Genomic DNA, 21,603 nt, shown 5'->3' with positions numbered 1-21,603 from the left:
ATCTTTGCTATAATCTGCGGCTTCGCGACAAGCGATATGCAGTACACAATGTGAGCAAGCAAGACGCGCGCATTGCCTTCAGGAGAGATGGCTGAGCGGCTGAAGGCGCACGCCTGGAAAGCGTGTATAGGGTAATACTCTATCGGGGGTTCGAATCCCCCTCTCTCCGCCACAGACGAAAAAGAAAAAGCTACCCTCGGGTAGCTTTTTTTTCGTCTGTACGCAGAGAGAAGCAGGGCGCCTGCGCGCCCTGCGCGGGGGATTCGAAGGGGCGGGCCTACCGGCCCGGCCCTCTCCGAATCGACCAACTGCTGCCGCTGCGCGGCAGCCCCGCGCGCCTGCGGCGCGCGTTCGTGGTTCTAATTAGGTTTCGACTCAGCAAGCTTCTACGGCATCCAATGCACCAGCTTCTTTCTAAATGACAGGCCTGATTCTAGCTTACTAGTTTCGCACACAATTATGCAACGGAGTGCTTCGATGGCCCTTTTTCATAGGTTTAAAAAGAGGAAAAATATTTCCCCATTGCATTCGTAGCAAAGGGTAGAATTTCAACAATACTAAATCTTTAGCATCTCTAATTCGTCGAACGAAGTCTAGGTTCGTAAACTTAGCACTCGTGCGTATCATCGCCCTCACCGATAAGGCCACAAAAATGCCAGATGTTAGGGGACTAACTGGACAGTCATTTCATGAATACCAAATTGGTGAGGATATTGGCGAGGGCGCAGACGGGATCGTCTATGCTGGCACATGTGGGGAAGACTGCGTAGCTATTAAATTCTTCTTCCCGGATGTTCTTAAGCGCAACGGCGTAGACGAAGGGATGCGTCGACTGGATCTGCAACTTCAATTGCGTGGAAGCAAAGTTCACCCCAATTTAGTACAGATTTTTGATGGTGGATATAGCGAAGAGCTTGAAACCCTTTTTGTAGTAATGGAATTGATTCCAGGAAAATCACTGGACAAGATAATTTCCGATGTCCCACGGTCAGCAATTCCGGGTCTTGTTCGCCAACTTGCTAGTGCGGCTGAAGTTTTGACAAGCTATGACCTTGTGCATCGCGATATCAAACCGGCGAACATAGTCGTTAGCGATGACTATACGCACTTGACTCTCTTAGATCTTGGTGTTGTACTCACGATTCCATCGATTGATGATCCACGAATTTCCGGTGAAAAATTCGTGGCCACAACACGATATAGCCCTCCGGAGTTTGTTTGGAGGACTGAGGAATCTGACGATAGTGAAGCTTGGAATGCGATAACTTTTTATCAAATTGGGGCCACACTCCATGACCTCATAATGAAAGAGCCGCTTTATACTGGGATTGATCAGCCCCCCGCAAAATTATTTGACTCCGTAAAGCTTCACACTCCAATTATTGAAGCGACTGATTGTGAGCCTTGGATTGTTGCGCTCAGTAAGTGTTGTCTTGTCAAAAACTGGCGCGAGCGGTTGGAATTAGTCAATTGGGAGAGTTTCAAAGGGCCTATTGAAACGCAGACAGAGTTGGAATATCAACAAAAAGCAATTCGGTTGAAATTAATTCTTAAGCAGGAAAAGCACGCTATGGAAAAAGCTCAGGCAGCCGTGCCGCCTGCTAATGATCGAGTAAATCAACTTTGGCAGCTGCAATTAAGCGTATTCAAGGAAATTCGTCAATATCTTCTTAGTTCGAATATATTTCCATCCAGATTTGGAGCACACGAAAGCTCGCTGTCTGAATCTTCATATCAGACTAAGTATAGTTTCGAACCGCATTTAACTGCTGGTGGATTCGATGAACCATTGACGATAACTGTTGAACTATCGATAAATCAAGAGTTTGAGCAAGCAACCACAATGTCAATATTGGCAACTACAGAGTCTCGACCGGATTTGTTTGAAGCTAAATGGAATGAAATGCTAACTGTTGAGTCAACCGTTCGCCTCATCCAGACTTGTTTGTTGCAGGTAGCTGACCAGATGCTTTCGGATTAACCGGACTGAGGAAAATATGCACGGTACATTTTGGATTGGCGAATCACAGCTCGATGAAGAGCAGTCGAGCGCGGTACTGAATATGGACGAGGCGGACAGTTTTTTGATCCGTGGACCGGCCGGATCGGGTAAGACGAATATTCTTTTGCTGCGAGCATTGTGGTTTAAACTGAAAGATATCCATTCTTTTAAGATTGTGGTTTTCACGTCTAGTCTTAAACGATTTGTACAGGAAGGTTGTGAAAAGTATGGCGTTCCGCGCGAGCATGTGATTACTGGGATGCAGTTTTTTCGCGAGATTCTAGATGAGTATAATGTTAAATTAGATTTGACCAATGACTTTGAAACAGACCGAGCAATCTTGGCTGGGCGTGTTAAATCTCTGGTTGATGAGAAAAATATAAGTCCGCCATTTGAGGCGTTGCTTATTGATGAGAGTCAAGACTATATGGATACTGAGCTTTTAGTGTTGCGCAGGCTCTGTGATAGATTAATTCTTGTAGCGGATTCAAGGCAGTCAATCTATCGGACTACGCATACGCCAGGCCTGCTCGAGTCACTGGTTGAAAATAAAGTAATCACGCTAAAGTACCATTATCGTAGTGGCCTGAATATTTGCAAAGTGGCTGATGGGATATTAAAAGATTCCGCAAGCTTTGCTCCAGTGCATGGGGAGTGTAGGTACGATGAGACAGTGCTCCCTTCGTCTGTCACACCAGTTATTTGTGCAAATTTCGATGAGCAGATCAGTTCGATAATTTCCAGGTTGAAATCTCAGGTCGATCTATACCCTGAAGAACTGATTGGCGTCCTATTCCCAAAGCGTGACCAGCTTGAGAACTTCAAAGCCATATTGGCGTTGTCCTCATCCGACTTTGATACAGACCAAATTCGCGCGGAGACTATGCACAGTGCCAAGGGTCTTGAATTTCGAGCTGTTCACGTAGCTGGCTGTGAAGCACTCTATAAAATGGGATCAGTTCAGAAAAGACTAGCGTACACCGCTGTTCTGCGCGGTCGGACATCTGTACATGTCTACTATACTGGCAGCATCCCTGGTTACCTGGAAAGTGCCATTGCGAGGCTCTCTGCCCCAAAGCCTAACCCTGGGCTTGGCGATCTATTTAGGAAAAAATAAGATGTTTACACGGAAAAATTTAAGCACGGCTGAAATTTTCGGTTTAACCCAGAGTAAGTCGGCTACACCTCAGGATTTGTTTACTGCAAGTGGTGCAAGCGCTCCTCGACTTCATGAGTGTTTTTACGACGAAAATTCGGAAGGTGACCTTCCATGCATCATTGTTCCACACAACGATGATCAGGAGAGTTTCTTCGCAGATGTGGCGACGTATTATCCTTCATGGTCTCCAATTTCGGCACACGTGCATGTGGTAAATAGTTCTACCATTCCGCACAAGAGTACGCTAACACGAACACGTAAAGCAAAAACTACTCCATCGATAAAAGTGGTAGCTCCGTTGAAATTTTGGAGCTCCCTTGCTTTTACTGAGGCGGCGTCCATAATCGTGATGAACCGTCTAAACGATAAGGAGCCAACTTATGCACTGTGTCGGCGGACTTTAACATTTTCACTCGCACGCTCAGGTATTTTATATCCAAATATTCATTCATCAAAAATTTCAGAGAAGTGGAATATGTTGCCAGGCAGTATTCTTGCGGAGTCGAGTGCACAGCTATTTGAAACAATACGTTTCCTTGCTGGCCTTCTACGTTCCGAAGGTATTGAAAACATCTCAGATAGATTTCTGGATATTCGAGCTGTTCTTGGGGGGGGCTCGTCATTTTTGATCAATGATAAACAAATTTGCGATTATCTTCTTGAATTTCATCCTCATATTGCTGATTCGCTTAATGCTTTGTCAGGTGACTTTGATGGACGAATGGATGCATTCCAAAAAATTGTTGAAACGATACAAGATCGACCGCACAGCAACCTCATTGACACAGTTACCATCGCTTTCTTTGCAAATAGAATTCTTGTTGGTTCAATGCGTTATATCAAGGTCCTGAGTCGTTATTTGGGTATGTATGACTCTCTATTAGTTTGGTACGGATTTTTTTCGGCTTGCTCAGAGCGATACAGCGTCGAAAGCGTTTCCCTGCCGATTGATCGAAAGTTGCAGCGAGATATCTCTAGGGTGTTCGACTTCCGCATGACGCCCGAGGTCGATATCTCAATTGATGAGTTTCTTGTACTGGCACGAGTTGGTATGAAACCTACTACGCTCCGCCCATTGCAGGCAAGAACCATCTTTCTCTCACTATTGCCCGGTGTTAATGTGTTTGTTAAAATGGGGGAGCAACTAGCTGAACCGGAGCAACGAGATGCAGAAATTTTGCAGAATTTCCAAAAACGGGATCAATTGTTAACAAACTTACTAATTGAGGCGCAGCGGTTATTGTCTAATTCGCCGTCCAATGAACAGTACTCTGGGTCAACTGAGAAATATCGATATGGTAAGAATAGATTTTAATTTATATGGAAAATGCTAAAAATATGATTTCTTCTTTTGAGACATTAGAGTTTTATCGTGGGATATCAGACACAGATAAAATTGTCTCACCTATTGTGCATAAAACGCGGATGGACCGTTTGCCACGAAACATGTCCAAGCACTTGCATGATGAAGCGGATCGATGGTTTGAGCAGCACTTTGGTATAAAATATCGTAGCCAAGCACTTTTCGTTTCAAGTTCCTGGGATACTGCACGGAATTACGCGAGTGATGATAATCATGTTGTTCGAATAATTCCAACTACACCATATCGATTTTGCTGGTCTCCTGAGTTAGCAGACTTGATTGAATACGTGGCAACGGCGAACACAGGTCAAACCATTTCCGATTTTTTGTCCCAAAATGGATATTTGGACGCGGATTTAATGGCTGCACATGCATCTGGAAATGAGGTTATGGTGCATTGTCGTGAATACATTGCTTTTCCAGTGCCGCGGCCAAATCAATTACTCGAAAGATCAAGCATTATTTTGATAAAGTAATTCCTGTGATGCAATGAGCTGGTGAGGACTTGTTTCGAGGTAACGAATGCGGGCTTTACTCGCGAGGCGCTGGCAAACGCGGTGCTGGTGCGCTTTCTTGCCTAGGAAAATCTTCCTCCCGTTGCTGGCTCCTCAGAGTTAGCCTCCTTACTTCCTCCCCTCAGTCGCCATCTTCACCGCCACCCCCGTCAACACGCCCTAATCATCCACCGTTGCACCACCACCCAACTCGGCCGCTGAGCCAGAAACCCCGCAATCGACCCCGCCATCACCGCAATCCCCGCATTCACCACCAAGCTCACAGAAATCTGCACGCTCCCCAGCAGCAAAGACTGCGTCAGCACACTCCCATGCCCCGGCGTGATGAATTGCGGCAGCAGCGATAGATACATGACGGCAATCTTGGGATTGGTCAGATTCGTACTCAAGCCCATGAGAAACAGTTTGCGCGGCCCATCGACAGGTAAATCGCGCCCGGCGAAGGCGGAGCGTCCGCCCGGCTTGACGGCTTGCCAGGCCAAGTACAGCAAATAGGCGGCGCCGAAGCGCAGCGCATCGTAGGCGTAGGGCACGGCAAACATAAAGGCGGTAATGCCGAAGGCGGCGCACAGCATGTAGAACAGGAAACCGACGGCGACGCCGCCCAAGGGCCGGGGTCAGGTCTGCCATTTGGACATGGGCTGATACATTGAGCACTGCAGAAGCTGGCTCAGTTAGAACAACGAACGCACGTCCTCGGCGCGCGTTCGTGGTTCTAATCAAGTCTTCGACTGAGCAATCTTCTACAGCATCCAACGCATCATGCATCAGTCCGTGTCCAAATAGCGGACCTGACCCTGGCACCCACAAAGCAAAAAAGCCCGTGATTCCACGAGCTCCTTTGTGATTTCATACTAAAGCGGCCAACTTCTGCCACTGTAATCCGCGAAGGTGCCCTAACCAGCCAAAACCGCCGAAAGAATCGACCGGCGAAGCACAGTCCTTTCGGCATCGATACCACGCTGTGAAAACGCCGGCGGCAACGCGACATCATCCGTTGCAGTGTTGCCTGGCGAAGCCGTTTCCTTTACCAGCATGCTGGCGCTATTCTCGACCTCGAAGTACTCGTCCCAATGCACTGGAACCTGATGGGAGCGGCCATCTCCGCCTCTGACCGAGACGTAGTGGGTGCGCGCGACGCTGCGGAAGCCGCTGGCCTTTACATGCACTTTCTGCGATCCGTCGGCCTCCTGTTGCATGGATGTCTTCAGGATACTTCGCGTGACGCACTCGGGATGCTTGAACATCGCCTCGCCGTGGTAATTGGCAATCGCTTCATGCTCCCAGAAACAGGGTTTGTGCGAATACGTGTCTTGATAGATGTCCGAGTGCGGCCGATGCTGTTGGTACAATGGAATGGCAAGCAGCGGGGCGATCCCAAAGTAGAACGACTTGAAGAAATCGTTGTGATAGGCGTTGAAAAACATGCGCGCCTGGGCCAGTTCGTAGGCAAAAAATTTCTCCGGGGCCCCGCTGATATCGGTAGCGCGCATATGTCCCGATTCCAGCACGTTGATCATGCGGGTTTTTTCGAATACGAATGTGTCGCCAAAACCTGTTTGACTATCCTTGAGCAGCTTGAGCATTTCCTGTTGCGCCAACGGCGTGAACAACAGCCGGAACTGTACTTCATGGTTGCGGTCCGTCGCATCGAACAAGGCGTCGAATTCGCGGTTGGCCATCACCGTAAAATTATGCCCCTCGTCGACATCGCGGGACTTTTCCTCCAGCTTCTTGATGGCGCGATTCTTCCGCCATTTGTCGAAGAAGCCGTCCTCCAGGCGGGAAAGTTTTGACGGGTGACGGCTGAACACGAGATCCGGCGCCGCTTCGTTGCCGTAGACGATAAACGTCTGGTTTTCGTACTCGGGCAGCGGACGCTCGATCGATGCCCGCAGAGTTTCGTGGCGGGTTCTGGTTTCCGATTTGCCTTGCGAATTGCGGTACTGTTCCGTCCAGCTGATGGCCAGCGAGCCATGGTATGTCTTGCTGCCTATCGAGTGTGACAAGGTGCGTGCAAGAATGAACGGGTTGCCGTTCAGTACGCCGCTGTGCGAGAACTGGATCGAGTGGTTGTCACCAAGATTGCCATACCAGCCAAAGCTGTTGCGCAGCTCTTCCATGCGGCCGTTGCTGAAATACGGGTCGAATGCGATGCGAGGCACTGTTTGTTGCATCAGCTTCGCCACGATATCCCAGTCGTACAGGCTGTTCAGCGGCACCATCTGGCCCCAGGCCACGGCACGCTTTTCGTCGCAGGCTTCCTGCAGCCGCTTTAACTGCGCGTCGGAATCGTTGATGATGCGGTTGAGCGTAGGAATCGCAACGGCAAGCGCAATCGCCGGGACCATGAGCCATGGCCATGCGTGATAGGCGTAAATATAGAGTGCCGCCAGCAGCGCGGCCACGATGCTGGCGCCGCGCAGGATACGCCACCATTTGTTGCTGGAACCGGCGCCCGCGGCCTGCTTTTCGAGCACGCGTAGTTCCTGCACCGTCGCGATGTTGGCGTTCTCGTCCACGCCGGACTGGCGCACGAGGTCTTCGAAAAAGTCCGACGTATTGCTGGCGTGAGCATTTTTGAAATGGAGAGAATACTGCTCCAATGGTTCATGGACGTCGTTGATCAAAAGAAGACGCTCCGGGCGGCAGCCTTGGTTTCGGCGGAGGCAGTGAAAGGAATGCGCGTGGTATAACCTTGGCGCGCCGCTACGATCTGCTTGGTCGGCCAGGCAAAGACGTCCTGGTTCCACATGCCGACGGTATCGTTATACAGCGTGCGCGCGGCGGTCACTTCCTTTTGCAGATAACTGTTCTGGCGCATGGCATCGGCGATGACGGCTTGTGCCTTCAGATCCGGGTAGGCTTCGCACGCCAGGCTGATGCGGGAAAAAATCCCGTCGATTTTCTGGGATGCCTGATTGCGTTCGGCATCGGCGTTGTGTCCGCTCCGGTAAGCTGCTACCGACTTCATCACGTCCTTGTCGAGGTCGATCGCTTTTGCGACCAGGCCAACCACGTTGTTCAGGACGACGACGCGCTGTTCCAGGTAATTGTCGATCTGTGACGCGTCGGCCTGGATTTTCTGCTGCAGCTTGCGCAGATACGCCAGGGCGGAGATCTTCATGAACAGGAAGACCAGGCCCGGCAGTGCCCCCAGTACCAGGAGTGCCAAGCCGTACGTTTGCGGCAGCGCACCGGTCATCAGCGCCAAGCCTCCGATCAGCGGAAGGACCGCCCACAGGGCGATTTCAAATATGAGCGACCCGGTGCCGACTTGGACGGAAATCTGCTTGCTGATGACGTTGATGTCGCGCCCCTGTTCATTTATCGGGCCAGTTACTTCGTCCAAATCATTTGCCATGCTTGAAAATCCTTTGTAGTGAGTGTTTTTGATTGAGCGTATCTCGCTCGGTTGCAAAATATGTCGCTTCAGCTTTTGACGTGCGGGAGCGGAATGTCGATGTATCGTGTAAGTTTCCTAAAATTAATTTTTTTGTCATCATATCTTGAAGGATGAAATCCAATCAAGGGCGGTCAAGCCAATATTGCAGGTGAGGTTTCGGGAAAAATCCTGGATATTTTCCGGTGCGGCCAATTTTCAGCCAGCCGCTTGCATAAACCCGGCAGCAGAAAGGCGGGGCACTGGATAACGGACACCCGCTTCCAGCCTGCCATAGCGACCCAATACATTCATTCCGGGCCGGTAGGCAATCCCCGCCCTCCACCGTATCTTCGGCTGCGCCAGATTAAACTTTGCGGAGAAATAAATGATCCAGAATTTTTTAAGGCTCTGCCATCGGCAAATAGAGGAAATGCGGGAAGGGGCTGCACTGCAGCGGTGAAGTAACACGGCCGGGCAGAACGATATCGATTGCCGTTGACATTGGCGCTATCGTTTCGCGGTATGCCTATGAAGCATTCACATCCTTAGCAAGCGGGATTGCCGTTCGGTTAACGAAAAAAGCCCGCCAAAGCGGACTTTTTCACTCTACAACCAAACCAAAAGCTCAGAACTGGTTCATCGTATTGTCCTTACCAGCCGCCTTCAGCGCCGCTTCGCCGCTGAAGTAATCCTTGTGGTCGTCGCCGATGTCCGAGCCGGACATGTTTTGATGTTTCACGCAGGCGATGCCCTGGCGGATTTCCTTGCGCTGCACGCCGGCCACGTAGCCCAGCATGCCCTGGTCGCCGAAGTATTCCTTGGCCAGGTTGTCGGTCGACAAGGCTGCCGTGTGGTAGGTCGGCAGGGTGATCAGGTGGTGGAAGATGCCGGCTTCGCGGGCCGAGTCGGCCTGGAAGGTGCGGATTTTCTCGTCGGCGGCGATCGCCAGTTCCGTCTGGTCGTATTCCACGCTCATCAGCTGGGCGCGGTCGTAGGCGGACACGTCCTTGCCTGCCGCTTTCATGCCGTCGAAGATTTGCTGGCGGAAGTTCAGGGTCCAGTTGAACGATGGGCTGTTGTTGTACACCAGCTTGGCGTTCGGGATGACCTTGCGGATTTCGCTGACCATGCCGCCGATTTGCGCGATATGCGGTTTTTCCGTTTCGATCCACAGCAGGTCCGCGCCGTTTTGCAAGGAGGTGATGCAGTCGAGCACGCAACGCTCTTCGCCGGAACCGGCGCGGAACTGGAACAGGTTGCTCGGCAGGCGTTTCGGACGCAGCAGCTTGCCTTCGCGCTTGATGATGACGTCGCCATTGCCCAGCGCATCGGCCGACACTTCTTCGCAGTCGAGGAAGGAGTTGTATTGGTCGCCCAGGTCGCCTGGCTCGTTGGTGACGGCGATCTGCTTGGTCAGGCCGGCGCCCAGCGAATCGGTACGGGCTACGATGATGCCGTCGTCCACGCCCAGTTCCAGGAAGGCGTAGCGGATGGCGCGGATCTTGGCCAGGAAGTCTTCGTGCGGTACCGTGACTTTACCGTCCTGGTGGCCGCATTGTTTCTCGTCGGACACCTGGTTTTCGATCTGGATGCAGCAGGCGCCCGCTTCGATGAACTGTTTCGCCAGCAAATAGGTGGCTTCGGCATTGCCGAAACCGGCATCGATGTCGGCGATGATGGGCACGACGTGGGTCACGTGGCCGTCGATCTTGGCCTGGATGGCTTGCTTGGCATCACCTTGGGCCGCGTCCAGCTGGCGGAACAGGCCGCCCAGTTCGCGGGCATCGGCCTGGCGCAGGAAGGTGTACAGCTCCTTGATCAGGGCGGAGACGGCGGTTTTCTCGTGCATCGACTGGTCTGGCAGCGGGCCGAACTCGGAGCGCAGGGCGGCAACCATCCAGCCGGACAGGTAGAGGTAGCGGCGGTCGGTGCTGTTGAAGTGTTTCTTGATCGAGATCATCTTCTGTTGACCGATGAAACCATGCCAGCAACCGAGCGACTGGGTGTACTTGGATGGGTCCGCATCGTAGGCGGCCATGTCGTTGCGCATGATCTTTGCCGTGTACTTGGCGATGTCCAGGCCGGTCTTGAACTTGTTCTGCGCGCGCATGCGGGCGGCGGACTCGGGATTGATGGCGTTCCAGGCGCTACCTTGTTGGTCTTTCAAACCAGCAACAGCCTTGATGTCGTCTTGATATTGGGACATGTGAATCTCCTAAAAAGAAAAGCTATGTTTGAGAAAATCGCCGAGTGCGCCACAACGTCTTGTCGAAGCAAACTGCATGACTAAATAGTAGGCCTATTCGCGCCGATCTTCAAGTCTTATATAAGACATATAACTTAAATTTAATCGTTCTTTTTCAACGACTTAATTATGATTTTTCAGGATGTGAAATGAATTTTCAAAAAGTGAGAGCATTAATTGATGAGTCTGCCGTTTGAAATCCCGCGATGTGAAACGCCTTTTCAGATTTTGGTGCAGCGCGACAAATCAGGGCGAAAAAAAAGCCACCCGAAGGTGGCTTGGCTCGCTGGCGGCTGATTTAACGTCCCACCGTCTGCCGCTGGTCCTTGATGAACAGTGCCGTCAGCATGCCCACCACGCACACACCGATCACGTAATAGGCGGGGCCCAGCACGTTGTTCTTCAGCATGAGGGTGACGACCACGGGTGTCAGGCCGCCGAAAATGGCGTACGACAAGTTATAGGAAAACGACAGTCCCGAGAAGCGCACCTGGGCCGGGAACGCTTGCACCAGCACGTAGGGCACGGCGCCGACGACGCCGACGAACAGGCCCGTCATTGCGTACAGGGGCAGCAGCAGGTCGGGGCGGCTGCCGACGGTGGTGTAGAAGAGGTACGTGGAAATGGCCAGCAGCACGGAACCGACGAAGATCACGCGTTTGCCGCCCAGGCGGTCGGCCAGCATGCCGGCGATGATGCAGCCGAAAGCCAGGCACAGGGTGGCCACGGTATTGGCGACCAGGGTGGTGCGCGGCGCGATGTGGTGGATCTTTTGCAGCAGGGCAGGCGTCATCAAAATGACGACGACGATGCCGGCCGACAGCATCCACGTCAGCAGCATCGACACGACGACGGCGCCGCGGTGGCTGCGCAGCACGGATTTCAAAGGCATTTCCGTGGCCAGGGCCTTGCGCTGCTGCATTTCCGCGAAGACCGGCGTTTCATGCAGCCAGCGGCGCAAATACATGGCGCCAAAGCCGAAGATGCCGCCCAGCAGGAATGGATAGCGCCAGGCGCCATCGGTGATTTCTTGCGGCGTGTAGACGGTGTTCAAGCCCGTCGCCACCAGCGAACCGAGCAGGATGCCGACGGTCAGACCGGCCGTCAGCACGCCGCAGGCAAAACCCGTGAAGCGGCTGGGCACGTGTTCGGAGACAAACACCCAGGCGCCCGGCACTTCGCCGCCCACGGCCGCGCCCTGGAAGATGCGCATCAGGAGCAGCAGCAGCGGGGCGGCCAGGCCGATGGTGGCGTAGGTGGGCAGCAGGCCAATCAGCAGTGTCGGCACGGCCATCATCAGGATGGACAGGGTGAACATGCGCTTGCGGCCCAGCAAGTCGCCGAAGTGGGCCATGACGATGCCGCCCAGGGGACGCACGACGTAGCCGGCGGCGAAGATGCCGAAGGTTTGCAGCAAACGCAGCCAGTCCGGCATTTCGGGCGGGAAGAACAACTGGCCGATGGCGTTGGCGAAGAAGACGAAGATGATGAAGTCGTAGAATTCCAGCGCGCCACCGAGGGCGGCCAGCGACAGGGTTTTATAGTCTTGCTGGGTGAGGGGACGCGTTGCGGCGTTGCTTGCGGCGGTGTCGGAAGTAGGCATGTGTCTCGTTCTTGTGTGTTATCGGAGATTGCCAGATCTAGCATACGCATTTCCGCCGCGTGAGTAAATGCTGTGACAGGCGCGCGCGTAGGGGGAGCCGCCTCAGCTGTGCTTAATACAACGCCGCTATCATCGGCGTTGACTTCATTGGAAAGGACACAGTATGCATATCATGATCGTGGGCGCCAGCCGGGGCCTGGGACGCGCGCTGATGGACGGCTTGCTCGCTGACGGACATGCCGTCATCGGCGTATCGCGCCAGCAACCTGCCGACTTGCCCGCAGGCCAGGGGACGCAACTGCAATGGATCGCGGCGGACCTGGCGGCGCCGGCGGAGGCCGTCGAACGCATCGCGCGAGCAGCGCCCGCCGCGCTGGACGCGGTGATCTATAACCTGGGCGTGTGGGAAGAAAAAGCCTTCAGCGACGAGTATGCTTTTCTCGACGATGCGGACGATGCCATCGTCGACATGGTCAATACCAACATTACTGCGACGATATTACTGCTCAAGCGCCTCGTGCCGCGCTTGCTGGCCAGCAGCAAGCCGCAACTGATACTCACGGGCTCGACGTCCGGCCTGCGCCAGAGCGGCCGCCCGGAAGTGACGTTCAGCGCGTCGAAATTCGCCCTGAACGGCATCGCCGATGCCTTGCGCGAAGGTTTCCGCGAACAGGGGCTGGCCGTGACGGTGCTGCAGCTGGGCTACTTGAATACCTACGACGGCTTGTCCGTGCCGCTGGCGGACGCTGCCGCGCGGGGCGAAGGCGAGCTGATACCCGTGCATGATGTCGTCGCCGTCGTGCGCACCTTGCTGAGCCTGTCGAATGCCTCGTTCGTGCGCGAACTGGTGATGCCGGCGCTGCGCGACGAGCGTTTCTGACTCTTAAGCGTCCTTGCCGTAGACCTCGGACCAGCCGAGATGCTCTTCCAGCCACTCGTCCACTTCCGAGCTATCCATGTGCATCAGGGCGGCGCCCAGCCGCAGCTTGCCCTTGGCCAGGGCCAGCACGGCGAACACGGATTCCAGCATGACGGGGTCGAGCTGGCCCTGCAAGTCGCGCGCGGCGATGGCGGGCAGTTGCGCCCAGGCATCGCGGTAGCTGTCGGCCAGCCAGTCCGGCAGAGGCGGATTGTGCTGGCGGTGGCGCTCGATTTCAATCAGGGCGATGAGCGCATAGAAATCTTCCTCGCGCGACTCGGCGCCGCCCAACATGTGCACGAGCTGGGGCACGGCAGCATATGAGGCGACGCCCACGTCGCCCTGGTGGTGCAACTCTTCCCATAGCTCATGCCACACGTCTTCGCCCGCCTGCATGGCCTTGAGCGCCTCGGCCACGTCGTAAGGCATGCGGTAGCCGCCTTCCAGGGTGGGCCAGAGGGGATCGTCGAGTGATAACAGCATGGTTTTCCTTGATGGGACAGCTCGGCTGAGCAAACGCGCACTATACAAGCACCCGGCGCACGCAGCGCGCATAGCCGTCAAACTCTCGCGCGTTCTGATAGGCGACGCCCGTGTCAAAATCCTTGCACCAGGCTTCGTCCTCGATGTCGCCCCATTCGCTCGACCAGTGCCAGTTTGGCCGGAATGCATCTTTCAATGTCGCATACAGCAAGGTCTGCTCGCGCCGATCCGGCAAGCTGTGGCCCAGGCTGGCGGCCCAGTCTGATGCGGCTTGCCATGGCTGGTACTCCAGCTCGCACTTTTCCGGCTGCAACAGCAGATGGTAATCGGGCGCGCCATCCGTGCCGAGGATCAGCCCGGCATAGCGTTCGCCCTGCTGTAAAGGGATGGGCGCGGCGGCCGATGGCGGCAGCGCGACCCGGCGCACGGCGCAGGCGCGGCCCGAGTAGGTTTTGCGAAAGTTGTACTGGGTGCCGTTATCGAAATCGTGGCTCCAGGCCATGCGGGGCAGGATGGCGTCCGCTTCCGACGACCAGTACCAGGCGTCCGGGAAGACATGGCGCAAGTTGGCGTGCAGCAGGGCCAATTCGCTGCGCGTCGGCAGGCAGGCATCGCGTGCCGCGGCCCAGTCGAGCGCGGCTTGCCAGGGCAGGGCATCGGCTTCGCCGGGCAGCAGGAACAGCCGGTAGCCGGCGCCGCCAGCGTGGCCAGGCATGATGCCCGCGTAGCGCTCGCCGTCAATGGCGCCCTGGTGGTTATGGCTGGCGCGCATACGCAAACATATGTTGTACATACTCGGCCTTGCCAAGCGGCACGCCGTTATGGCGCAGGATGTTATACGCCGTCACCAGGTGAAAATAGAACTGCGGCGTGGCCCAGTTGAGCGCGTATTCCTGGCCCGTCATGTCGAAGGTCAGGCCACCGGCCAGGGTGATCGACACTGGCTGCTGCGCGCCAGCGTCGATGGCTGCACGGTCCGCCGAGGCGAGCATCGCCAGGGTGGCCTCGATCAGCGCCTTGGCTTGCGGCATGTTGGCGGGTGTGGCGAGCCGGGGCAGCGCTTGCTGCGTCAGCCGGCACACGGCTTCCTGCGCCTGGGTACACGTGAATTCCACCTGGCGCGCCAGGGTGTGCATATCGGGCGCCAGCCGCGCGTCGAGCAGATTTTGGGGATCGAAACCCAGCGTCTGGGCGCGTTCCTCGCCTTTATTTAACAGCGTCGTCAGGGAGCGCAGCATCTGTGCAAAGCAGGGGATGGTAATGGCGTAGACCGACATGCATATTCCTCAAGTAGTGATGTTGACAGGGAGTGGAAAGGCGCCCGGCCTTGACGGATGCCCCAGTACACCAGGGCAATGGTCGAACCAGCCGTCGTCTTCTTCCTGTGCAATAAATGCCGCGATCAGCGCCTGATGTGCTGGTGGCGCGGTGGCCAGCACGGTGTTGAAGCAGGTGATGGTCGAGGCGCTGGGCGTGCCGGCGCCGTTGGCGATACCGACGAGAAATTCTCCAGCCCAGTCGGGCAGGCTGGTGATCAGGCGCGGCAGTTCCTGTAGTAGTGCCGTGCAATACACTGTTTCACCGAAGCGCCAGGCGGCGCGGTTGGCCGTCTGATAGGCGCCGTAGTCGTGCTCGGCCTGCACGGATTGAAAAATGGCCAGTGCGTATTGCGCGCCTTCCGTGCCCGTCAGCGCATCGAGCATGGCGCAGTAGCGCTGGAAGCGCCGATGGGCCTCATCGGGTGGCGTGGAGGTATCGTCATCCTGGACGATGTTACCCACAATTAAAAGTTCGGCTTTCCAGAGTTCAAAGGCGGTTGGCATGGCTGTGACTGGCGAGAGTGGCGGCGGCCATTATTATGCCTCGCTCATTGGTGTTTCAGCGTGTTAATTGAACATGTTACAGTCCGCCACTGCCGCCAGCCTGGCGCGGCTTTGCCTGGATCAATGACCGATGCCCACCTGGACTTCCCCGCCACAACTCGTCGCCCTTGCCGCCTTTTATGCGCAGGCGCAAGCCCATCCGGAAACGCTCAGTGATGCTGTCTTCCTGGAAAATGTGAAAAACGCCCACTGGCCCACCAATTGCTGGAATTATGTGGAAGCGTCGTTCGCCATCATCGCGCCTGCCTGCCTGCTGCGCCCGCATTTGACCGCCGAGCTGATCGCCTTGCCCATCGACGCCATGATCGCGGGCGGCCTGGAAGATGCGGGGCAAGTCATCGCGATTGGCCAGGCCTGCGTCACGCGCGACGCGCCGTATGTGGCGGTGAGCGAGGCGGGCAAGCGCTGGCTGACGCAGGTGTGGCCGACCTTGGGCGAGGTGGCCGGAGAGGTGTTCCGAGCCAGGCTGCAAGCGGCGCTGGCCGATGAAGATTGATGTAAATATAAACTGAAAGGTGTACCCATGATTGCAGGAAACTTCTTCCCTCCCGACTATAAAACTTTTCCTTTCGAGCAAGGAGACCTGCTGCTTTCCCAAGACGAGGGCGGCAAGTTTTCTGTTTCCAAGGTGTTGAAGATAGATACAGTCGAGGTCGGCCGCGGCGAGGCGATTTACATGGGCGGCAAGGACATCGTGGCAACGGAGGACGATTACCTGCTGATCATCGGCTGTGCATACGGCGAATACGAGTTCGACTCGGCCGAGGAGGCGCAGGCCGCTGCGCTGGATGGCAGCTGGACGGTCAGGATAGGCCACGCTCCGAATCGCAGTCCGGGCGCGGCGGAGGGGCAGTCATTGATAGGCCATGAAGCTGTTCATGAAAGCGAACTGGAGGGCTACCATTTGTGGAGAGACGCCTTTGAGGCGGGCAAGGCTGGCGTGTTCTGACTTCGGCGTGCCTGTTGTGTGGCGAATACTTCTTCTTGACCAAGGAAACTGGTTTACGTTAGGGTATACGTAACTACTTACATATATCCTGCCCAACATGTCTTCCACCCTGCAAACCTACGGCTCCCTGATGCTGGCCAGCCGCCTGCGCCGTCTTTCCGATCAACTGTATGCCGGCGTCGATACCAGCTATCTGGCGGCCGGTGTCGAGCTGACGTCGCGCTGTTTCCCTTTGTTATTGCTGCTGCGCGACAATGGCCCGACGGCGATCACGGCCCTGGCCGCGCAGATCGGGCAGACGCACCCTGTGGTGGTGCAGCTCGGGCGCAAGCTGCTCGATGCGGGCGTGGTGGCGGAGATGCCGGACGCCAAGGATGAACGGCGGCGCCTGCTGGCGCTGTCCGACGCCGGGCAAGTCTTGCTGCGCAACATGGCGCCCCTGTGGGACGATGTGCGCGCGGCCGTCGATGTGGTGTTCGAGCAGGGCGCGCCGCAGCTGATGGCCAGCCTGGACCGGGCCGAGGCGCGTCTGCAATCGCAGGGATTCGGCGAGACGATCGCCGCCTGCCGGCGCCAGCGCGAGCGGGCTGCCGTGGAGATCATCGATTATGTGGCGCAGTACGGAGCAGATTTCAAGCGCCTGAATATCGAATGGCTGGAACGCTATTTCTATGTCGAGGCGCTGGACGACAAGGTGCTGTCCGATCCGCAACGCTCGATCCTCGACGACGGCGGACAGATTTTTCTCGCGCGTTTGGGCGGCAAGATCGTTGGCACCTGCGCCCTCATCCACGCCGGCGATGGCAGCATCGAGCTGTCGAAGATGGCCGTCACGCCCGAATGCCAGGGCCTGGGCATCGCGCGCCGGCTGATCGAACGGGCTTTCGATGCCTTCGAAGCCAGCGGTGCGCAATTGCTGTTCCTGGAGTCGAACAGCAAGCTGGCGCCCGCCATCCGCCTGTATGAAAGCAGCGGTTTTACCCACGTGGCGCGGCCCGCCGGCGACGCCCATTACCAGCGTGCCGACGTCTACATGGAGTGGCAGGGCAGGTAGCACACGCGAGGGCGCCACGCGGCGCTCCCCATCGGCCGTCTCCCGCGTTACAATACGCGCACCCATAACGGAACCCAGGTTCCACTATTTCGAGACGCCGACGCCGCATGCCTTCCTTTCCGATGCCCTTCCCGCAGTTGATCGTTCCACCCGAGCCCACCCAGGCGCGCAGCAAGCTGGCCTTCGAACGCTTGCTGCTGGTGGGTGAGCAGTTGTTGGCGGAAAACCGTTTCGATGAAATCGGCGTGGCCGACCTGGCCAAGCTGGCGGAAACCTCGGTGGGCACGTTTTACCGTTTATTGGGCGACAAGGACACCCTGAGCCGCTTGCTGCTGCAGCGTTTTTTTTCCGACATGGTGGAAAAGGTCGAAACCCTGACGGAGCTGCGCCAGTGGGAAGGGCGCAGCCTGGAAGAGTTCATCCGCGCCATGGTGGCCATGTTCGTGGCCGTCAACATGGGCCGGCGCGGCGTGTTGCGCGCCTTGATCACCCGTTGCTCGCAGGATGCGCAATTCCGCGACAAGGTGCACCAGATCAACCATCTGATTTCGCAGCGCACGGTGGCCGTGCTAGCCAGCAAGTCGGCCAGCATCCGCCACCCGAACCCCACGCAGGCGATGATGGTGGTGCCGCCCGTGCTGCTGGGCATCCTGAACCAGCACGTGTTGTCGGGCTCGCTCTCCTTTTTATCGGCCGCCGCGCTGGAGGATGAGCTGGTGCGTGTTGCTTTAAATTACCTGACTTCAGATATTTAGCGATTTAACTTGAAATCGGAATTCGGATTCCGTATTATGTTTTCCAACAGCAGGAAAATATATTCCTGCACCTGAACACAAAGCATGTTCAACAGCAAGGAGACAGAATGCGGCGTCACACGACATCCGATGTTCCATTGCATTACCTCGACCTCGATCCCGGCACCGAGACAGGGCAGGGCGATCCCGTGTTTTTGTTGCACGGCCTCGGTTCCTGCGCCGAAGACTGGCGCCCGCAAATCGACGCCCTCGGCAGAAGCTACCGCCTGATCGTGCCAGACCTGCGTGGCCATGGCGCCAGTCCCGCGCCAAACGGCGACTGGCAGATCGGCGACTTCGCCAACGACCTCTTCAATCTGATGGACCAGCTAGACGTGCCGCGCGCGCACATCGTCGGCTTTTCCCTGGGCGGCATGGTGGGCCTGGAAATGGCCAACCGCGCCCCTGGCCGCGTGGCCAGCTTGTGCTTGATCAATTCCCAGCCATTCCAGGGCAGCAAGCCGGCGGCGCTGCTGTTTGCCTACTGGCTGCGCCGCACGGTGATCGCCACCTTCGGCCTGAAAGCCATGGGCAAGATCATCGGCAAGAAACTGTTTCCCGATCCTGCTCAGCAAGCCCTCGTCGAGCGCTTTGCCACGCAGATGGCGGGTATGGACAAGCGCGCCTACCTGGCCGCGCTGGACGCCATTTTCCACTGGGATATCGACATTCATTTCCAGGCCCTGGCCATGCCCGTCTTCATCATGGCGGCGGACCAGGATTACACGCCCGTCGCCAGCAAGCGGGCCTTTGCCGCACAGTTTCAGCAGTGCGAGATCGAGATCATCGCGAACTCGCGCCACGCCACGCCTCTGGACCAGGCGCAGCGTGTGAATACCTTGTTGCAGTCCTTCCTTACTCTACATTCAAAATAAACAGGCCACTCGCCGCACGGGCCGAGGGCCGGGAAACAGTCATCGCAGGGCAGGTGCTCGCATTGCGCGCGCGGGTACCGTTACGTCTTGCGATTCTGGAGTCCGGCCGTCTTCCCTGGCAGTAAGCAAGCCTGACATTGGAGACGCTATGAAACTTGCTTTGAAATTGATGCCCGCCGCCCTTGCCGTTGTCGGTGCCTTCAGCTTTTCCACCCAGGCCCTGGCACAGGAGGCCACCACGTCTGGCGCCGCCAGCGCCCAAAGCGCCAGCGAGGCCAGCGACGCGAAAGAACGCATGGAAACCGTGACGGTCTCTGCCCGCCGCCGCGAAGAGCGGCTGCAGGACGTGCCGCTGGCCGTCACGGCGTTTTCCGCCAAGGCCCTGGAACGGGCGAATATCCAGAACCTGGCCGACTTGCAGGAGCGCGTGCCGAACCTGACCGTGTACGCGTCGCGCGGCACGAATACCACCCTGACGGCCTTCATTCGCGGCGTGGGCCAGGCCGACCCCGTCTGGGGCGTGGACCCGGGCGTGGGCATATATTTTGACGATGTCTACATGGCCCGTCCGCAAGGCGCCCTGCTCGACGTGTTCGACGTGCAGCGCATCGAAGTGCTGCGCGGCCCGCAAGGCACCCTGTACGGCAAGAACACCATCGGCGGCGCCATCAAGTACATCTCGCGTCCGCTGGCGAAGGAAAATGGCGCCTCGGCGGAAGTGGGCATCGGTAACTATAACCAGCGCAACTTCAAGGCCGCCTTCAATGTGGCCAACGAAAACGGCACGTGGCGCGCGCGCCTGGCGGCCGCCAAGCTGGACCGCGACGGTTTCGGCCGCAACACCTTCAATGGCGAACAGGTCAGCGACCAGGACAGCACGGCCGCGCGCCTGTCCGTCGGCTATTTTCCGCAGGACATCCCGCTCACCGTCGTACTGAGCCTGGACGCCACGGACGACAAATCGGGCGTGCGCGGTTTCCAGCGCATGGGCGTGAGCGCCTTCGATCCGCTCAAGCGGCCGGCCAGCACGGATGCCTATGACATCCAGAGCGGCATGCCGGGCAACAACTTCACGCACAACCGGGGCGGCTCGCTGGTGGCCAACTACACCTTGTCGAATGACTGGTCCGTCAAAGTGATCGGCGCCAAGCGGCGCAGCACGTCCGAGCAAACCATCGACTTCGACGGCTTGCCGCTGCCCATCGCCGACGTGTTCGGCGACTCGCGTGACGAACAGAAGAGCCTGGAATTGCAGGCCTCGTACAGCGGCGATTACGGCGCCGGCGTGATCGGCCTGTACCGCTTCGAAGGCACGGCCGGCGGCGGCATCTACAACAATTTCCTGGGGCGCCAGTTCACGGCCGCCGTCAGCACGGTGGAGACGGACAGCACGGCGCTGTACACGGACTGGACCTGGCCGCTGGGCAAGGTGTGGAGCATCAATGCTGGCTTGCGCCACACGCGCGAGGAAAAGCGCGCCATCGTGCTCAACCGTGCTTTCGCCGACGTGGGCTTTACGCGGCCTATCCAGACGGCGGCCGACTTCGACAAGTCCTTGTCGGTCAGTAATACCTCGCCGAAACTGTCCGTGCGCTACGAAGCGTCAAAGACGACGAATTTCTACAGCAACCTGTCGCGCGGTTTCAAGTCGGGCGGCTACAACGTGCGCGCCAACAACCTGGTGGTGCCAGACTCGGCGCGGCCGTACAAGGATGAAAAACTCGATGCGCTGGAAGTAGGCATGAAGTACGCGGCGCCGGACGACACGTTCGATGCCAACGTGGCCCTGTTCTACAACCGCTACAAGGATATCCAGTTGTCCGTGTTCACCAGCTATGTGCAGCCGGGCGGCGTGCCGGGCTTCTATGGAGACTTCACGAATGCGGGCAAGGCCACCGTCAAAGGCGCCGAGTTCGAATTCTCGTGGCGTCCCAACCGCCAGTGGGAAGTCAACGGCTTCCTCGCCTTGCTGAGCGCCGGCTATGACGAGTTCATGAGCGGCGGCAAGAATATCGCGGATACGCAAAAGTTCAGCAATACGCCGGCCCGGCAAGTTGGCTTGAACCTGACGCGCACGGACCGCGACGTGTTCGGCGGCGCGCTGCGCAGCATGGTCGGCTACGGCTACCGCAGCAAGGTCTACCCGACCACGGACTTGAGCGAAACCCTGGCGCAGGGCGGCTACAGCATCTGGACGGCTGGCGTCGTGTGGGAAGCGCCGAAGAACTGGACCTTCAGCTTGCATGGCAGCAACCTGGGCAATAAACGCTACCGCACGGATGGCTACAACATTCCCGCCGTGTTCATCCTCGACGGTTTCTATGGTCCGCCACGTCAGATCATCGCCAAGGCTGGCTACAAATTTTAAGAAGTT

General features: G+C 56.8%; 19 protein-coding genes, 1 tRNA gene and 1 pseudogene. 12 read left to right on the top strand and 9 right to left on the bottom strand.

The genetic code is table 11. From position 1 onward, the window contains the following. Positions 1-81: 81 nt before the first annotated feature. The 5 genes from CSQ91_RS21135 (at position 82) to CSQ91_RS28760 (ending at position 5,000) form a co-directional block, all read left to right on the top strand. Positions 82-172: transfer RNA gene (locus CSQ91_RS21135), tRNA-Ser, on the top strand. Positions 173-616: 444 nt separating this feature from the next. Next, a complete protein-coding gene (locus CSQ91_RS21130) occupies positions 617-1,981 on the top strand; it encodes a serine/threonine protein kinase (protein WP_143451075.1) in 1,365 nt (454 codons plus the stop codon). 16 nt (positions 1,982-1,997) lie between these two features. Beyond that, positions 1,998-3,119: a UvrD-helicase domain-containing protein gene (locus CSQ91_RS21125; RefSeq protein ID WP_099389519.1), complete on the top strand. Its 1,122-nt coding sequence runs from the start codon at positions 1,998-2,000 to the stop codon at positions 3,117-3,119. Position 3,120: 1 nt separating this feature from the next. Next, complete coding sequence (locus CSQ91_RS28765) at positions 3,121-4,476, top strand: hypothetical protein (protein ID WP_143451074.1); 1,356 nt, start codon at positions 3,121-3,123, stop codon at positions 4,474-4,476. A gap of 5 nt (positions 4,477-4,481) precedes the next feature. Further along, complete coding sequence (locus CSQ91_RS28760) at positions 4,482-5,000, top strand: hypothetical protein (RefSeq protein WP_143451073.1); 519 nt, start codon at positions 4,482-4,484, stop codon at positions 4,998-5,000. Positions 5,001-5,147: 147 nt separating this feature from the next. On the opposite strand, the pseudogene CSQ91_RS21115 reads toward CSQ91_RS28760, so the two are convergent. From CSQ91_RS21115 to CSQ91_RS21095, 5 genes and pseudogenes are all read right to left on the bottom strand, one after another. Next, positions 5,148-5,647: pseudogene (locus CSQ91_RS21115) on the bottom strand (LysE family translocator); the annotation flags it as partial. A 288-nt stretch (positions 5,648-5,935) separates the two neighbouring features. Next, positions 5,936-7,669, bottom strand: a complete 1,734-nt coding sequence (locus CSQ91_RS21110) for an MAG1210 family protein (protein ID WP_099389517.1) — start codon at positions 7,667-7,669, stop codon at positions 5,936-5,938. Then, entirely contained in the window at positions 7,666-8,403 is a 738-nt protein-coding gene (locus CSQ91_RS21105) for a LemA family protein (protein ID WP_099389516.1), read from the bottom strand. Before CSQ91_RS21105 ends, CSQ91_RS21110 begins: the two co-directional genes overlap by 4 nt. Positions 8,404-9,049: 646 nt before the next feature. Next, the gene (locus CSQ91_RS21100) at positions 9,050-10,630 is read right to left on the bottom strand and encodes an isocitrate lyase (RefSeq protein WP_034784508.1); all 1,581 of its coding nucleotides are present in this window, start codon (positions 10,628-10,630) and stop codon (positions 9,050-9,052) included. A 337-nt stretch (positions 10,631-10,967) separates the two neighbouring features. After that, on the bottom strand, positions 10,968-12,272 hold the full coding sequence (locus tag CSQ91_RS21095; RefSeq protein WP_099389515.1) for an MFS transporter: 1,305 nt from the start codon (positions 12,270-12,272) through the stop codon (positions 10,968-10,970). A 163-nt stretch (positions 12,273-12,435) separates the two neighbouring features. Here CSQ91_RS21095 and CSQ91_RS21090 point away from each other — a divergent pair, with 163 nt between their 5' ends. After that, positions 12,436-13,152, top strand: coding sequence for an SDR family NAD(P)-dependent oxidoreductase (locus CSQ91_RS21090; protein WP_099389514.1), 717 nt, complete (start codon positions 12,436-12,438; stop codon positions 13,150-13,152). 3 nt (positions 13,153-13,155) lie between these two features. Here CSQ91_RS21090 and CSQ91_RS21085 read toward each other — a convergent pair whose 3' ends face one another. Genes CSQ91_RS21085 through CSQ91_RS21070 form a run of 4 tightly spaced genes read right to left on the bottom strand, consistent with a single transcriptional unit; the run spans position 13,156 to position 15,455 of the window. After that, the gene (locus tag CSQ91_RS21085; RefSeq protein WP_099389513.1) at positions 13,156-13,674 is read right to left on the bottom strand and encodes a hypothetical protein; all 519 of its coding nucleotides are present in this window, start codon (positions 13,672-13,674) and stop codon (positions 13,156-13,158) included. Between the two features lie 40 nt (positions 13,675-13,714). Further along, positions 13,715-14,446: a DUF1566 domain-containing protein gene (locus CSQ91_RS21080; RefSeq protein ID WP_099389512.1), complete on the bottom strand. Its 732-nt coding sequence runs from the start codon at positions 14,444-14,446 to the stop codon at positions 13,715-13,717. Further along, positions 14,430-14,951: a DUF1993 domain-containing protein gene (locus CSQ91_RS21075; protein WP_099389511.1), complete on the bottom strand. Its 522-nt coding sequence runs from the start codon at positions 14,949-14,951 to the stop codon at positions 14,430-14,432. Before CSQ91_RS21075 ends, CSQ91_RS21080 begins: the two co-directional genes overlap by 17 nt. Before the next feature lie 9 nt (positions 14,952-14,960). Further along, positions 14,961-15,455: a hypothetical protein gene (locus CSQ91_RS21070; RefSeq protein ID WP_099389510.1), complete on the bottom strand. Its 495-nt coding sequence runs from the start codon at positions 15,453-15,455 to the stop codon at positions 14,961-14,963. Positions 15,456-15,627: 172 nt separating this feature from the next. Here CSQ91_RS21070 and CSQ91_RS21065 point away from each other — a divergent pair, with 172 nt between their 5' ends. From CSQ91_RS21065 to CSQ91_RS21040, 6 genes are all read left to right on the top strand, one after another. After that, positions 15,628-16,053, top strand: coding sequence for a hypothetical protein (locus tag CSQ91_RS21065; RefSeq protein WP_099389509.1), 426 nt, complete (start codon positions 15,628-15,630; stop codon positions 16,051-16,053). A 27-nt stretch (positions 16,054-16,080) separates the two neighbouring features. Beyond that, the gene (locus CSQ91_RS21060) at positions 16,081-16,506 is read left to right on the top strand and encodes a hypothetical protein (RefSeq protein ID WP_034784502.1); all 426 of its coding nucleotides are present in this window, start codon (positions 16,081-16,083) and stop codon (positions 16,504-16,506) included. Between the two features lie 97 nt (positions 16,507-16,603). Then, entirely contained in the window at positions 16,604-17,560 is a 957-nt protein-coding gene (locus tag CSQ91_RS21055) for a bifunctional helix-turn-helix transcriptional regulator/GNAT family N-acetyltransferase (protein WP_099389508.1), read from the top strand. A 107-nt stretch (positions 17,561-17,667) separates the two neighbouring features. Continuing rightward, the gene (locus tag CSQ91_RS21050) at positions 17,668-18,315 is read left to right on the top strand and encodes a TetR/AcrR family transcriptional regulator (protein ID WP_218963769.1); all 648 of its coding nucleotides are present in this window, start codon (positions 17,668-17,670) and stop codon (positions 18,313-18,315) included. Positions 18,316-18,422: 107 nt separating this feature from the next. Continuing rightward, on the top strand, positions 18,423-19,229 hold the full coding sequence (locus tag CSQ91_RS21045) for an alpha/beta fold hydrolase (protein ID WP_099389507.1): 807 nt from the start codon (positions 18,423-18,425) through the stop codon (positions 19,227-19,229). 148 nt (positions 19,230-19,377) lie between these two features. Beyond that, the gene (locus tag CSQ91_RS21040; protein WP_218963768.1) at positions 19,378-21,597 is read left to right on the top strand and encodes a TonB-dependent receptor; all 2,220 of its coding nucleotides are present in this window, start codon (positions 19,378-19,380) and stop codon (positions 21,595-21,597) included. The last annotated feature ends 6 nt before the right edge of the window (positions 21,598-21,603 follow it).

Origin of the sequence: Janthinobacterium sp. BJB301 (assembly GCF_002735685.1) — a bacterium.
Taxonomy (GTDB): Bacteria; Pseudomonadota; Gammaproteobacteria; order Burkholderiales; family Burkholderiaceae_D; genus Janthinobacterium; species Janthinobacterium lividum.
This window is presented reverse-complemented; position numbering and strand designations above follow the sequence as displayed.

What these genes read in the sequence shown, in the direction of transcription:
- CSQ91_RS21125 (WP_099389519.1), top strand. Translation starts at nt 1,998, where the DNA reads ATGCACGGTACATTTTGGATTGGCGAATCACAGCTCGATGAAGAGCAG.
- CSQ91_RS28765 (WP_143451074.1), top strand. Translation starts at nt 3,121, where the DNA reads ATGTTTACACGGAAAAATTTAAGCACGGCTGAAATTTTCGGTTTAACC.
- CSQ91_RS28760 (WP_143451073.1), top strand. Translation starts at nt 4,482, where the DNA reads ATGGAAAATGCTAAAAATATGATTTCTTCTTTTGAGACATTAGAGTTT.
- CSQ91_RS21105 (WP_099389516.1), bottom strand. Translation starts at nt 8,403, where the DNA reads ATGGCAAATGATTTGGACGAAGTAACTGGCCCGATAAATGAACAGGGG.
- CSQ91_RS21100 (WP_034784508.1), bottom strand. Translation starts at nt 10,630, where the DNA reads ATGTCCCAATATCAAGACGACATCAAGGCTGTTGCTGGTTTGAAAGAC.
- CSQ91_RS21095 (WP_099389515.1), bottom strand. Translation starts at nt 12,272, where the DNA reads ATGCCTACTTCCGACACCGCCGCAAGCAACGCCGCAACGCGTCCCCTC.
- CSQ91_RS21090 (WP_099389514.1), top strand. Translation starts at nt 12,436, where the DNA reads ATGCATATCATGATCGTGGGCGCCAGCCGGGGCCTGGGACGCGCGCTG.
- CSQ91_RS21085 (WP_099389513.1), bottom strand. Translation starts at nt 13,674, where the DNA reads ATGCTGTTATCACTCGACGATCCCCTCTGGCCCACCCTGGAAGGCGGC.
- CSQ91_RS21080 (WP_099389512.1), bottom strand. Translation starts at nt 14,446, where the DNA reads ATGCGCGCCAGCCATAACCACCAGGGCGCCATTGACGGCGAGCGCTAC.
- CSQ91_RS21075 (WP_099389511.1), bottom strand. Translation starts at nt 14,951, where the DNA reads ATGTCGGTCTACGCCATTACCATCCCCTGCTTTGCACAGATGCTGCGC.
- CSQ91_RS21065 (WP_099389509.1), top strand. Translation starts at nt 15,628, where the DNA reads ATGCCCACCTGGACTTCCCCGCCACAACTCGTCGCCCTTGCCGCCTTT.
- CSQ91_RS21060 (WP_034784502.1), top strand. Translation starts at nt 16,081, where the DNA reads ATGATTGCAGGAAACTTCTTCCCTCCCGACTATAAAACTTTTCCTTTC.
- CSQ91_RS21055 (WP_099389508.1), top strand. Translation starts at nt 16,604, where the DNA reads ATGTCTTCCACCCTGCAAACCTACGGCTCCCTGATGCTGGCCAGCCGC.
- CSQ91_RS21050 (WP_218963769.1), top strand. Translation starts at nt 17,668, where the DNA reads ATGCCTTCCTTTCCGATGCCCTTCCCGCAGTTGATCGTTCCACCCGAG.
- CSQ91_RS21045 (WP_099389507.1), top strand. Translation starts at nt 18,423, where the DNA reads ATGCGGCGTCACACGACATCCGATGTTCCATTGCATTACCTCGACCTC.
- CSQ91_RS21040 (WP_218963768.1), top strand. Translation starts at nt 19,378, where the DNA reads ATGAAACTTGCTTTGAAATTGATGCCCGCCGCCCTTGCCGTTGTCGGT.